The following is a 15,525-nucleotide window of genomic DNA, read 5'->3' on the forward strand; positions in this document are numbered from 1 at the left end:
TTGATAATGCGCCAGGTGGCTGGTAAGCCATGATACCACTTAGCCCATAATAGCTACCAGCATGGCCCCGATCCTACAACGAAAATCGCGAAGTGTTTCAAATTAGTATCATAATATAACAACAATGATAACTTTTTTAATAAAAATAAACCATATATAAATCAATGGATTGTGTCTTTTTGGCTACCTTGCAAAGAAGAGAAAGATGAAATAATGGCGGCAAAGATGATTGCCATTAATTCTTTATGGACAGCGCAATATACTGCCTGACGCCACCACGCGAAAACAGCATGTGTCTGAACGCGCCCACGGCACCAGGGAATGCCGGTGGCAGATGTAGAAGAGGGATAAATGTCAGCTTTCTTGAGGGCTGACATTTATTTTTGATGCTAAGTGAATTTTGATAAAGCCATAATTTGCGGTAGAGAGTCCCATGTTCCAGAAAGAAATTGAAAATGCTGTAGTACTTGTGGGTGATGAAATGAAGAAGTCAGATAATGCCTGGCTGTCGTTACGCAAAAAACGCCAGCGTATTGATCTGAAGGTTGATGGAAATATCTTGTTTCTGGAGAAAGGGACCGTCTCTGTTTATCGTGTGGAAAATGATCTCGTAACCGTGAGTATTTCTGCTCCGGCCATACTCGGTTTGCCGCAAATGCGCACTGAAGTCGCCGGACACTATTTACGTTGCGATACCGATTGTGAAATGTGGGCAATGAGCGTGCAGAACGCCGATCATTTGTTTACCGCTAAAAACTTATGGAAGCAGGCGTTTGATATCTTAACGCATCACCTGCAACGCTATTTCCAGCGTGAAGCGTTGCAGTCGCATCGCACCATTCGTGAGCAGATTATTGAACACGTAAAATATATTTGGTCGATGGAACCTGAGGTGCGTGAGAAAACGTCCGTGTATACCTTTATTTTGACCCGTAATCATATCTCCCGCAGCGCCATCCACAAGGTTTTACAGGAACTGGTTAATGACGGGAAAATCACGTTAAACCGGGGAAAACTCTCCTTCTGTACTCCGTTATAAATTTATGCGCTCCCTGACATGATAAAAGGGAGCGCAGACGCTTAACGTTCTCTGAGTGCCTCCGCGCGAGCGCGAATAATCGGTTTTAACAGATAGCTGAGAATCGTTTTCCTGCCAGTGAGAATATCGACACTTGCTACCATGCCTGGGATTATCAGCATCGGATGCTCTTTCGTTCCCAGGTAGTTTTTGTCCGTTTGCAGGCGAACAATGTAAAAGCTTCGCCCCTGTTTATCGGTGACGGTGTCCGGACTTATCTGCACCACCTCGCCCTGCAGACCGCCATAGATGGTGTAATCGTAGGCCGTAAATTTCACCATTGCATGCTGACCCGGATGGAGAAAGGCAATATCGCGCGGCTGTATTTTGGCTTCGATTAACAGCTTGTCATCCAACGGAACGATTTCTACCAGATCGCTGCCAGGCTGGATGACGCCGCCGATGGTATTCACCATCACCTGCTGGACGATACCGCGCACCGGTGAAGTGACCATGGTACGATTCACCCGGTCTTCCAGCGCTTTTACGCTGGCCTGGGTTTTGCTCAGATTGGTACGGGCCTCGTTGAGTTGAGCCAGCGCATCGCTCTGGAAGCGGCCTCGACTCTCGCCGATTTTATTCTCAATCTCTTTAATTTCTGACGCGGCTTTGGGCAGCGACAAACTAATAGAGTTGAGCTGCCCGGCGGTTTCCACTTCGGTACGACGCAGGCGCAGTAATTCCACTTTCGAAATGGCGCCCGAGGCGAGCAGCGGCTCGGACATTTTGATTTCCTGGCGTATTAACCCGAGGCTGTGCTTAAACTGCTCTTCTTTCGATTCAAAGTCGCGCAACTCCTGTTTTTTCTGCACCAATTGTTCTTCAAGCCCGGATATTTCGTTGTGAAACTGCTCCCGGCGGCTGTTGTACAGTTCAGTTTCTCCCCGCGCGACATCCGGCGCTTTGCTGGCAATCTCTGGGGAAATAACAAAGTCCCGGTTTTCAACTTCCGCCGTCAGGCGCTCAACTTTTGCCCGCAGGCCGAGTTTATCCGCTTCTGTTTCGCCGACGTTAGAGGCAAAGCGCGTATCATCCAGATGCAGCAACGGCGTTCCGGGGTTAACAATTTGCCCTTCGTGTACATACAGTTCGGTGACGATCCCACCTTCCAGGTTCTGGATTTTTTGCAGTTTGGATGACGGGATCGCTTTACCTTCCCCGCGGGTGACTTCATCGATTTTTGCAAAGCCAGCCCACACGAAAGACAACACCACCAGCGCGAGGATCGTCCACAGCGTCAGTCGAATCACTCTCGGGGAGTCATCAATAATGGCCTGGCTGACTTCATTGATACTGTCAGTTTGATTTTCATCACGGCCATGAAAATAGTGCTGCATAGCGCGGCGGGCACGAGCCAGGAAATCAGCGAGATGCATTAATCTGCCCCTTTTTCAACGCATCCATCACCACAGCTTTCGGGCCATCCGCGATGATGCGTCCTTTATCGACAATAATCAGGCGGTCAACCAGCGACAGCATGGAAGCGCGGTGCGTAACCAGTAATAACGTTTTGCCCGCGATGCAGGGGACCAGCGCGTGTTTGATCTTCTCCTCGCTGGTGTTGTCCATCGAGCTGGTGGGTTCATCCAGTAACAGAAGAGGCGGATCCAGCAAAAGCGCGCGTGCCAGCGCTACCGCCTGCCGCTGTCCACCGGAAAGTCGGGAGCCGCGCTCGCCAACCTGCAGGTTATAGCCGTCAGGATGCAAGCGCGCAAAATCGTTGACGCCGGCCAGTTCTGCTGCCCGCAGCATGGTTTCGTCATCGATATAACGCGCCCCGCACAGCAAATTGTCGCGTAGCGTGCCATTGAACAACTGGATATCCTGCGGCACGTAGCCGATGCTGTGGCGCAGATCGTTCACATCCAACTGACGAGAATCGATACCGTCGATCAGAAGATTTCCGGCGCTGGGCTGGTACAGATTGACCAGCAGTTTGCTGAGCGAACTTTTACCGGAACCACTGCGTCCGATGATGCCGATTCGTTCCCCGGGCTGAATGGTCAGATTAATTTTTTGCAGCGACAGGTTCTGTTGTTCGGGGTAGCTGAAATCGACATCGCGAAATTCTATGCTGCCCTGTAGCTGCTCACGTTTGAGCGGATTTTCATCCGCGCGACGCTCCTGCGCCAGCGACATCATTTTCTCGGTATTTTTGATGGTGAGCTTCGCCTGCTGATAACGGGCGATAAGGCCGGTTAACTGACCCAGCGGCATTAATGCCCGGCCGTTGAGCATGTAGCAGGCGATAAGTCCCCCCATACTCAGTTTGCCGCCGATAATCATGTACACCCCGACGATAATCATCACCACCCCGGAGATTTGCTGGAACCAGCCGGTCAGGTTGCTCGCCAGGCTGGACAAGGTTTTCACCCGTAGCTCGAGGCGACTCAGGCTGCCCAGCGTTTGTTCCCACTGAAACTGGCGTTCGCTCTGGGCATTGTTCACTTTGATGGCATCCAGGCTGCTCAGGGTTTCAATCAGCAATGCCTGGCGTTCGCTGGCGAGACTCATGGTTTTAGTGACTGCCGCGTTGACCGGTTTTTGTAACGCCCAACTGCACAACAAAGCAATCGGCAGCGTCAGGAGCGGGATCCAGGCCAGCGCACCGCCGATAATCCCGATAACGATCAGCAGCAGCAGGGTGAAGGGCAGATCGATAATCGTCGTCAGCGTAAGTGATGAGAGGAAATCACGCAGCGACTGAAACTCGTGAATATTCTGCGCAAAGCTGCCCACCCGCGCCGGACGTTCTTTCATCTCCATGCCGATAATGCGCTCAAACAGCGTTGAGGAGATGATGAGATCGCTTTTTTTGCCCGCAATATCAAGGCAGATACCGCGCAGCATTTTCAATATCAGATCAAAAACAAAAGCCAGGCAGATACCGACCGCCAACACCCACAGCGTGACCGTTGCCTGGTTAGGTACGACCCGGTCATAGACGTTCATGGTGAAGAGCGGCGTGCCGAGCGCAATCAGGTTGATCAGCAGGCTGGCCAGCACCGCATCCATATACAGGAAACGTGACAGCTTCAGGGTGTCTTTAAACCAGGATTTGGTACGTGGCAGAAAAGCTTCCGCCTGCAAATCGAATTCGTGGCGCGGATGAGCAAAAATCACTTTACCGGCATAGCTTTGTTCAAGCGTGGCGACATCGACGCAAATCTCCCCACCTTCGCTTTCGCTGGGCATAAAGCGGGCGCTGCCGTCGTCGTTCCATGCCAGTAATACTCCGGTTCCGCCAGAACGCAGTAACAGGACTGCAGGCAGAGACATGGCCGGAATTTTATCGAGCGCGCGCGTGACAATCCGCGCCTTTAAACCGGCCCTTGCCGCCGCGCGTGGAAATATATTCAGCGTGAGCCGATCGTTTTCTAATGGCAACCCACTGCTTAATGTTGAACGGCTCGCCGGTTTACCGTGCAACGCACACAGAATGAGTAAGCTATCTAATAGCGGATCGTCATTATAACTGCGGGGGTCGTGATGTTGAGAATTAGGAGAAGCATAATTCCCGGATACTTCATTTAATAATTCAGCTTGTGCACTCATTTTCGCAACCATTTCTGACCGTGCACGTTAAAATAATAGCAAGCTAATTATCAGCGTGCAGGTCAGAGATTTATTTTGGATTAATAATTATTAATGCAGATCCGGTAAGCTATTTTCTTGTTGTGAATCGACCGGTTGCCCTGATGGCGGCGGTGTGATTTTTAGAATATTCATTAATTCACCCGTGCGTTCGCTAATACGGTAGCCGCTGGTCATCGCCAGATAACGCAGTTCAACAAGGCGACGTTTAGAAGAAAAAACTTCATTTTCACTGTCGAGCAAATCCAGCAGCGTACGTTCGCCAAGACTGAATTGATCCTGATAAGCGGTGCGCACTTTGACGCTACGGTCGGCATATTCTTCCGCTGAAGGAAGCTGAGCGCGTGCGTTTTGTAACGCCGTCCAGGCCAGGCGCAGCTCCTGATTCAGCTGGCGTAGCGTGTTATTGCGTACGTCCTGCGCCTGTTTATGCAGATACGCGCGGGAGTTCATATTGGCTTTGTCGCTACCGCCCTGGTACAGGTTGTAATGCAGTTTTACCATTGCTTCCCACTCTTCAGTATGGGCGCGGGTGGTGTCGGTGTTATTACTAATCCCGCGGGAAAGCTCAACGTCCACGCGCGGATAGAAGGTTGATTTCGAGGCCTCATACTGCTGATGCGCGGCGTCGATATCCGCATTGGCGGATTTCAGTAATGGACTGTTTTTTTCCATCCGACTTTTGGCGTCTTCCAGCGAGGTGGGCAACTGAGAGTCAATACTCTCGGGCAGGCTTAAACCTTGCGGATCCATGCCCGTCACGCTGACAAAGGTGGTTTTCGCGTCTTCAAGATTCGTCTGCTCGGTCAGCAAGTTATTACGCGCCTGCGCCAGACGCGCTTCGGCTTGCATAAAGTCCCCGGAGCGCCCAACCCCCTGATCGGTACGCAGTTTTATCTGGTCGTAAATGCGTTCGTGGTTCGCCAGATCGTCCTCAGCAAGGCGAACAAACTCTTCGCGTTGTAGCACGTCGAAATAGGCCTGAATGACCGCATAAGCGGTACTTTCGCTGGTGTTCATCACGCTCCATGCGCGCGAGTCAACGGTCGCTTTTTGCCGTGCAACTTCGCTGGAGGTGGCAAAACCATTAAACACATTTTGCTCAAGACTCAGCGTCGCTTCGTTAGGTGACTGGGTCAGACCGTTATTGCGTCCTGCCGCGCGAGTCGTTGCATCATCAACATTTTTGCGTCCGGCCTCTGCATTTAAATTGAGTGAGGGTAAATAGCCACCTTGAGCGGCCCGCAGTTCTTGCTCTGAAGAATAACGGCTATTTATTGCGGCATTAACTTCAGGATGATTAGCTAAAGCGTTTTTAACGGTATTTTGTAAGTCTTCTGCATTTACTGAGGATATTGAAAAGCATGAAAGCAGAAAAACTAAAAACTTCTTCATGACATGAATGCCTTATATGACACGGTTATGACATCCTGCTGTCGTCGCTATCATCCATTTTTACAAACACGTTATATTAATTAACAAAGGTAAATTGTCTTAATTGAAGCCTGTGGTCAGCTATTCTCAGACATGTTTTGTCACATCGTGTTTTATTTTTGGTTATTTTTTATTATATTCATTTGCCAGTCAAGTCTCATGTAATTGCATTCTTTAAAATGTGTTTTTTTCTACATTGAGATATTAATGTTTACATTAAATGAATGTGATATTTGTTCGTTAATATATTAACGATTTTATAAAAATAATGATGGTAATTAAGTGAGGTTACGGTGAGCAAATTACTCGGTGTGATCAAAGCAATCATTGGGCAGGTATACGTTGTCGATGCTAATGGCACACAACGACTTGTTCATGAGGGCGACAGAGTATATAGCGGTGAGGAAATTGTGACCGGCGCCAGCGGCGCGGTGAGTCTCTCTTTACCAGACGGGAAGACGCTGGATATTGGCCGTAACAGCCATTGGGGCGAACACGGGCTACAGGTCAACCATAATCCGGAGCATGATGCCCAGGATATTGCCGCCGTACAAAAAGCCATTGCCGACGGCGCTGACCCGACGCAGGTGCTGGAAGCCACCGCGGCGGGTAATGACGCGCCGGTACAGCTTGAGGGCGGTGGCGGTGGTCACACCCTGGTTCAGCTTGAATTAACCGGACAGGTGGTTGATCCTACAGCGGGTTTTAATACTAAAGGTCTGGGTAGCCCGAACTGGGAGATCAATTTGCCGGTTGGAGGAGTGGGAGCAGGCTCGGCGAGCGTTTTCCCGCCTGAAGTGCAAATTACCGAGTTTGCCGGTAATGACGGATTTATTAACAACAGTGAATTTCACCAGACCCATTTAAGCGGCACCAGTAATCAAAGTCACGTCACGATTACCTTCACAGATAGCCAAAAAAACACATTCACCGTTGAGGTTCCGGTGAATAACGGTCACTGGAATATTAATACCGACCTTAGCGGATTAGTGCCAGGAAATGTAACCGTAGTGGCAATAGCGACCGATGTCACAGGACGAACGGCAGAAAGTGTCGATCATGCGCTGATTGATATCACCGGACCACATATTGATATTACGGTCGATAGCGTTACCCCTGATAATCTCATCAACTACGCAGAGTCACGCCAGCCGCAGACGATGATCCATGGGAGTGCAGGCGGAGATGCCAAACCAGGTGATATCGTTACCTTATTGGTTGATGGTAAAGAATATACCGGCGTCGTTACTGACCCGGGTAATGGCGCTCTGATTTATACCATTCCGGTACAGACTCAGGGATTGCTGAACGACCCGAATATTCACGCCACGCTGACCTCTTTCGACGATGCCGGCAATCGCACAACGGTTTCCACCGAGCATCATGTTGATACCGACTTATCCGCGCAAAACGCCGTGACTATTGACGCGGTGGCGAATGATGATGTCGTCAATGCCAATGAGTTTCGTATGCCGACCGTCATTTCTGGCGTCGCCAGCGGCGATGCGCAAGCGGGCGACCCGGTCATCCTGACCCTTCAGGGCAAAGAGTTTCATGGCACGATTTTCGACGACCATGGGCAGCTACGCTATGAGATCGTGGTGCCTTCAGCCACCCTGAAAGAGGGCGCGAATGAGGTGCAGGTGACGCTGGTCAGCCACGACGCGCCAGGCAATGAGGCCATCGCCGTGACGCACCGTACCGTGGTACTGGATACCCAGGCACATAACGCGCTGACTATCGATAACGTGACAGATGATAACGTCCTGAACCGCAGCGAACTGTATAAGTGCAACCAGGTGATTTCCGGAACCGTCAGCGGAGAAGACGCCAGAGTGGGCGACCCGGTACAGCTGGTGGTTAATCATCATCAGTACAGCGGGCAGGTGATTGATCTTGGCAACGGCAGCCTGGGATATCGCATTGCGGTTAACGCTTCCGACTTTGCCAATAACAGCACGCCGGTTGATGGTAACGTGGAAGTGAAGGTCATGGTTACCTCTCACGATGCGGCGGGCAACCTGGCGATCGTCACCGACACCCACAGCGTGCGCATTGATAATCTTGCGACCAATCAGGTCAACATTGACGCGGTGGCGACGGATGATGTGGTCAACGCCATTGAAAACCGCATGACCACGCTGATTAGCGGTGTGGCAGGCGGTGATGCCAAAGTGGGCGATGCGGTCACCGTCAGCGTACAGGGGCAAAACTATGCCGGAACGGTAGTCAATGATAACGGTCAGTTGCGCTATGAAGTGGCATTACCGAAAGGAACGTTGCTGGAAGGTAAAAACGATGTGGTGGTAACGCTGGTCAGCCACGATGCGGCGGGTAACGAAGTCACCGCGCTCGCGCACCGTACCGTCACGCTCGACACTCAGGCGCATAACTCGCTGACAATCAATGATGTAGATAGTGATAACACCCTGAATCGTAGTGAGTTGTACACACGTAACCAGGTCATCTCCGGCACCATTGGCAGCAATGAAGATGCTAAACCTGGCGATCCGGTACAACTGGAGATCAACGGTCACCAGTACCGCGGGGAGGTTATCGATTTAGGCCACAATGCGCTGGGCTACCGTATCACGGTAAACACTGCAGACTTTGCTGACAACAGCGTGCCGGTCGACGGTAACGTGGACGTGAAGGTCGACGGTAACGTGGACGTGAAGGTCACGGTCACCTCTCATGATGCGGCGGGTAACCTGGCTATCGCCACCGGCACTCACAGCGTGCACATTGATAACTTCGCCACCAATCAGGTCAGCATCGACACAGTGGCGGGCGATGATGTGGTGAACGCCATTGAAAACCGTATGGTAACGCTAATTAGCGGGGACGCTGGTGGTGATGCTAAAGCGGGCGATGCGGTCACCGTCAGCGTACATGGGCAAAACTATGCCGGAACAATCGTTGATGATAACGGCCAGTTGCGCTACGAAGTCGCGTTGCCGAAGACTGCCTTGCAGGAAGGTAAAAACGACGTAGTGGTGACGTTGGTCAGTCATGACCCGGTGGGAAATGAAGTTACCGCGCTGGCACACCGCACCATCACGTTAGACACGCAGGCGCATAATACTATCCGCATACATGACCTCACTGCAGACAATGCGCTGAATTACCAGGAACTGCTTGCGGCTAAACAGACGATTACCGGTTTTGTTGGCGGTGAGGATGCGAAGGTCAACGATCCGGTCTTACTGGAGATAAATGGGCATCAGTACAGCGGTAAGGTGGTTGATTTTGGCCGCGGTAAGCTGGGTTATCGCATCGATGTGGACTCTTCTGCATTTGCCGATAACAGCGGCCATGTTCTGACGAATGTGAATATTACCGCGATGGTCACCTCTCATGATGCGGCGGGAAACCTGGCCATCGCCACCGATACGCATAAAGTTCATATCGATAACTATGCGGAAAACACGCTCAAAATTGATGCGGTAGCGACGGACAATGTGGTGAATGCCAACGAAAATCGCATGCCCACCATTGTGAGTATTGTGGCGGGGGGCGATGCCAGAGTTGGCGATGCGGTGACCATCAGCGTACGAGGACAGGACTTTAGCGGCACGGTGATCAACGATAATGGTCAGTTACGCTACGCAGTGGTTTTGCCGCATGGAACTCTGCATGAAGGTAAGAATGCGGTGGTCGCAACACTGCTCAGCCATGACGCGCTGGGCAACGCGGTGACCAGTGAATCGCACCGTATTATCACCCTCGATACGCATGCGCATAACGCTATCTCGTTGGATAACATTGCCACGGACAATGTCATCAATTACCAGGAACTGTCCGCGGCGACACAGCGCATTACGGGCAGTGTCGAGGGGGAAGATGCGAAGGTCGGCGACCCGATCCAACTGGTGGTTAATGGTCATCAGTACGAGAGTCAGGTCATTGACCTTGGTCAGGGGAAGCTGGGTTACCGTATTGATGTGAACTCATCAGCGTTTGCGAACAACAGCGTTCATGTGCTGACGGATGTCGACGTACACGTCACGGTCACCTCGCATGATGCGGCGGGTAACCTTGCCATCGCGACTGACAGCCATAAAGTGCATATTGATAATTTTGCTAAAAACGTGGTGACGACCGCAGTGGTGGCGTCCGATGATGTGGTAAACGCCATTGAAAACCGCATGCCGACGCTGATTAGCGGTATCGCGAAAGGTCTGGATGCCAAAGCGGGTGACGTGGTGACTGTTCACGTGCAGGGGCAAAATCAGGACTTTAGTGGCACAGTGGTTAACGATCACGGCGTTCTGCGCTACGACGTGTTTGTACCAACGGGTGTGCTGCAGGAAGGCAGCAACGACGTAATGGTCACGCTGGTCAGCCACGACGCTGCGGGCAATCAGGCGGTTGCGGTGGAGCATCGAACCGTCACGCTGGATACCCAGGCGCACAGCACCGTGGCTATTGATAACGTTACTGACGACAACAACCTTAACCACCAGGAGCTGGATACGCCGATGCAACTCATCAGCGGCAAGGTGGGAGGAGACGCGCAGCCTGGCGATGCGGTGATCGTTGAGATCAATCACCAGACGTTTAACGGCAAGGTCATCGACCTTGGTGGCGGACATCTGGGCTATCAAGTCCCCGTTGATTCAACGGCGTTCAGTGATAATAAGGGGCTCCAGGATAAAAATGTGTCCGTTAAGGTCACGGTTACCTCTCACGATGCGGTGGAAAATGAGGTTATAACCACCGCAACCCGTGTGGTGCATATTGATAATCATGCCGGGGCGGGAATCACCGTTGATACGGTAGCGGGCGATGACAAGCTCAACGGCGCAGAAGCAGCAAAACATCTCACTGAGGTGATGGGCACGGTGTCCGGCGATGTACACGCGGGCGCTAAAGTTCAGGTCATCGTCAACGGTCATACCTACGAAACAACCGCGCAGGCACTCCCGGAACATAACAATGCGCTGGGATATAAGCTGGACGTTCTGAGCCGCGATCTGGTCAAAGACCCGCATATCGTTGCTCGTGTAGTCGGTGAAGATAATGTGCATAATTTCCAGCAAGCGGAGATAACGCACGACCTGCTGGTTGATTTACATGCCAAAGCCATGCTGACGATTGATCCCGTCACTGGCGACAATATGATTAATGGTGATGAATCAAAACAACCATTCACGTATGTAACCGGGAAAGTGGCTGGGGATGTTCATGTAAATGACGTCGTTTATCTCACCGTGAATGGCCACGTCCTGACGGGAAAAGTGAGCGATACCGGAGGCGGCGTTCTCGGCTATAGCATTAAAGTCAGTACCGCCGATCTGATCTCCGATCCGCATCTGACCGCGACGGTCAGCACCACCGATGGCGCGGGCAACCCGGCGACGGCCAATGCAGAAACCACAGTGATTATCGATACCCGTGTGGATGCGCAGATAACCATTGATGCCGTGACGCCGGATAATACCCTGAACCTTGCTGAGCAGATGCATGGCTATACGATGGTGAGCGGGACGGTGAGCGGGGAAGTTCACCCCGGCGATCCGTTGGTTATGACCATCAACGGCCATACCTATTCCGGTGTGGTAGAGGATCGCGGTAATCAACAAATGGGATTCCACGTTCCCGTTGCGACGGCCGATCTGGTCGCCAGCCCGCACATTGAAGTCTCAATGGATGTCACCGACGCGGCGCAGAACCATGCCCATATTGTGGCGCATCATGACGTCAATCTCGACGCGCAAGCGCTGGCCTCAATCACCATCGATCCGGTAACGGGCGACGATGTATTGAATAAGATCGAATTGGGGCAAACGACGACGATCGTCAGCGGTACGGTGGGCGGCGATGCCAGGGTTAATGATGTGGTGCACCTGAATATCGGCGGCCATATAGTTGATGCGACGGTGACGAACCTGCCCAATCTGGGAACCCTGGGGTATTCCATTGGCGTGGATACGCAATGGCTGCAAAACGATCCGCATATCACCGCAACCATCACCACCACTGATGCGGCAGGAAATAACGCCACGGCAGATGCGCACAGCACCGTGATTATCGACGACCAGATTGACGCGATAGTTCATATCGATCCGATCGTCACTGGCAGTGGTGATGCGGTGATTAACCACGACGAAGCCCTTAAGCCGCAAACGACGGTTACGGGTACGGTGGGAGGCGATGTCAAAATCGGTGATACCGTTGAACTCACCATCAATCATCAGATCTATTATGCGCAGGTGGAAGATCACAACGGCCAGCGGGCTTTCAGCACTAAGGTGTCGACTCTGGATCTACTAATGGATCCGCATATTCATGCCGAAGTGACGGCGAAAGATGACGCCGGCAATATTGCTCACGGGCACGATGGCATGCCGGTGCTGGTTGATACCGTTGCCGATGCCGGGATTACGATTGATTCTGCGTTGAGCTGGCGAGGCTGGGCGCTACCCGCTGGAAACCGCCCGGAATTTGTGACGGTAACCGGGCATGTTACCCCGGACGCGAAGCTTAATGATTTGGTTACCGTTGATGTGGGTAACAACACGCATCTGGAAACGCATGTTATTACCCTCCCTGATGGGCAACTGGGTTACACGCTGGATATTCTTTCTCAGGATTGGAATAACAACGGCAATATCACCGTGTCCATCACCACCCATGACGATCACGGCAACACGGCGACAGCGGTAGAGCATAAATTTATCGATCTCCCGTGGGTAACCCAGACTTATACGCCTGCCAATACGCCTTTTAGTATGCACACCCCGACGACAACGGGAACAGGAACCACGCAACCTCACCAACCGACCGTGCATCTTACCGTTGATAAGGTGGCGGGCGATGACGTTCTCAACCACGATGAAGCGCAAAAGGCGACAACGGCAATCCGTGGCCTGGTCAGCGGCGACGTTCAGTCCGGGGACGAAGTGATTGTCACCATCAATCATGTGCAGTACACCGGACACGTTATGAGCCTCCCGACGATGCCGGGACAGCTGGCATACGAAGTGGATGTGCCGACCAGCGAACTGCAGGCGCATCCGACGTTTGATGTCTCCATCACGGCCGGGACAGCGACAGATACGGTGCAGAAAACCATCACCGTCGATACGGAGAACCCGCTGCAGATAACGATGGATAAGGTAGCCGGTGATGATGTTATCAATGCTGCTGAGGCGCAAAGCGGGAAAACGACCGTCAGCGGCACGGTCAGCGGCGAAGGGATCCACGATGGCAGCGTGGTGAGTCTGCAGGTTAATGGCAATACGCTGACTGCGGTCGTGCATGATGATAAACATGGTCACCTGGCCTGGTCGACGAAGGTCAGTATCAACGATCTGCACAATAACCCGGATATTATCGCGACGGTCATGGCAACGGATGATAACGGCAACCTGGGTAGCGCCTCTGCCAGCAGCCATGTCGTGGTCGATCTGAGCGCTAATGCTGGCGTGACGATAGATAACATTGCCGGTGACAATGTGCTGAACGCGCGGGAATCGCTGCAACCTAAGATGACAGTAACGGGGTCGGTATCCGGAGATGTGCACCCGGGCGATAAGGTAACGCTGACGGTTAACGGAAACCCTTATGCGGCGACTGTCGATAATAACCATCGCTACTGCGTCGATATCTACACCAAAGACCTGTTGGCCGATCGCGCGATTGTCGCGACAGTCTCAGGATATGACGATCACGGCAACGTGCAGTCCGCCAGCTTTACGCAGGGCTACGCGATTGATAAGTCGGCAAGCGGCAGCGTGACCATCAACACCGTCGGCGGCGACGATATTATCAATGCTGATGAAGTGAAAGCGGGTAGCGTTGAGGTGAGTGGTACGGTGGATGGCGACGTGCATCTCGGTGATAAAGTCGCCATTCTCGTCGATGGCGTCACAGTACATACGCGTGTCATTGAGCTGCCGCATATGAACGGGCAACTGGGCTACAAAGCGATGGTGAGTACGGTCGGGCTGCAAAATGACCCGAATATTCACGTCAGCGTAGAAGGGCAGGATTCGGCATTGAACCCAATGCATGCCGTGAACGACAAAACGGTCACTATCGATACGCAGGTTGATGCCAGCATCGTGCTGGATAAAGTGTCAGTCGATGATGTGCTGAATAACGAGGAAACTCAGCATGCGAAAACCACTATCAGCGGTTATGTGACCGGGGACGTGGATGTTGGCGATCGGGTGACCATCACGGTTAACGGTAAAGATCTGGTGGCTGATGTAAAAGACAGCGGCGGGCAGAAGGTATTTAGCGTAGATGCCAGTACGGTTGACCTGATTCACGATCAAAAAATAACCGCTCACGTCACCGCCCATGATGATGCAGGTAACCGTGATGAGATCCATACCGATAAGACCATCACGATCGACAGGACCGCTGCAGGAACGATGGATATTGATAGCGTCACCCAGGATAACGTCCTGAACCAGCAGGAACTTCAGGGAACGACGGTGAGGGTAACCGGGCATCTTGGCGGCGATGTGGATGTATGGGATTCGATCAAATTAAAGATTGGTGGTCATGAATATACTGGTTCGGTAGATACGTTGGGGAATGGTGAGCGGGTTTATCATGTCGATGTAGACAGCGATGTCATGAAAGCGAACACCGCGTTCTCGGTTGAGGTCAACGGTCATGATGCGCCAGGCAACCCGTATTCAAAGACAACATCCCACACCTATGCTGTGGATCAACAAGCAGACGCCACGCTTATCGTGGATAAACTCACCGGGGACAACCATATTTCACGTGCGGAAGCACAGGGGACTATCACCCATATCACCGGCAGCGTGAGCGGTGATGTGCATGATGGGGAGCATATTAAAGCGCTGGTAAATGGGCATCAGTACGATGCGATTCTTCATCAGGGCAACAATGGGCTGACCTATGACATTGAGGCCGAGACCTCAGCGTTCCGGGCAGGCCATAACCGCGTAAGCGTATTGGTTGAGGCGCATGATGACCACGGCAATATTACGCCGTATACGCAAACGCTGAATGTGACGATGGATGATCCGGCACCACACAAAGGGCATACGGCGGATAAAGGAAATCATGCCGCGATGCAGCACGCGCTGCACAACCTGTTCGATGACAACGCATTATCTCTGTCTTATGCGCCAGCCGCGACCGGACACGGGCAGGCAACTGCCGTGTTGAGCGCTGACGATAGGGCGAAGGCTGTGCTCGATAAAGTCGATCTCAGCGATCTGGCGCGTGAACTGCACGAAGGCGTGGATATTGCGAAGTACATTCAAAGCGGCGGCGATCACCATCAAATAGCCAGTCCGGCGAAGGTCGCGCATGGCATTGATACTGCGCTGTCTACTCATGCAAGCGGCGATCTGCATTCTGCGACCTACTCGTTGGATCACCTGATAGCCAAACCCGATCACAACCCGACTCACTAACCGTTGCTTGCT

General features: G+C 52.3%; 5 protein-coding genes. 2 read left to right on the forward strand and 3 right to left on the reverse strand.

Features of this window, described 5'->3' with window-relative positions:
* The first annotated feature begins 433 nt into the window (after nucleotides 1–433).
* On the forward strand, nucleotides 434–1,039 hold the full coding sequence (locus M4I31_RS04990) for a helix-turn-helix domain-containing protein (RefSeq protein WP_085048837.1): 606 nt from the start codon (nucleotides 434–436) through the stop codon (nucleotides 1,037–1,039).
* 41 nt (nucleotides 1,040–1,080) lie between these two features.
* On the opposite strand, the gene M4I31_RS04995 is transcribed toward M4I31_RS04990, so the two are convergent.
* From M4I31_RS04995 to M4I31_RS05005, 3 genes are all read right to left on the reverse strand, one after another.
* A complete protein-coding gene (locus tag M4I31_RS04995) occupies nucleotides 1,081–2,454 on the reverse strand; it encodes an HlyD family type I secretion periplasmic adaptor subunit (protein WP_085048838.1) in 1,374 nt (457 codons plus the stop codon).
* A complete protein-coding gene (locus tag M4I31_RS05000; protein WP_233638863.1) occupies nucleotides 2,441–4,633 on the reverse strand; it encodes a type I secretion system permease/ATPase in 2,193 nt (730 codons plus the stop codon). The genes M4I31_RS04995 and M4I31_RS05000 overlap by 14 nt, the downstream gene beginning before the upstream one ends.
* Nucleotides 4,634–4,723: 90 nt before the next feature.
* Nucleotides 4,724–6,067, reverse strand: a complete 1,344-nt coding sequence (locus M4I31_RS05005; RefSeq protein WP_085048840.1) for a TolC family outer membrane protein — start codon at nucleotides 6,065–6,067, stop codon at nucleotides 4,724–4,726.
* A 332-nt stretch (nucleotides 6,068–6,399) separates the two neighbouring features.
* Between M4I31_RS05005 and M4I31_RS05010 the strand changes: the two genes are divergently transcribed.
* Entirely contained in the window at nucleotides 6,400–15,513 is a 9,114-nt protein-coding gene (locus M4I31_RS05010) for a retention module-containing protein (protein WP_085048841.1), read from the forward strand.
* The last annotated feature ends 12 nt before the right edge of the window (nucleotides 15,514–15,525 follow it).

This window comes from Citrobacter sp. XT1-2-2, from assembly GCF_023516235.1.
Lineage (GTDB): Bacteria > Pseudomonadota > Gammaproteobacteria > Enterobacterales > Enterobacteriaceae > Citrobacter > Citrobacter werkmanii.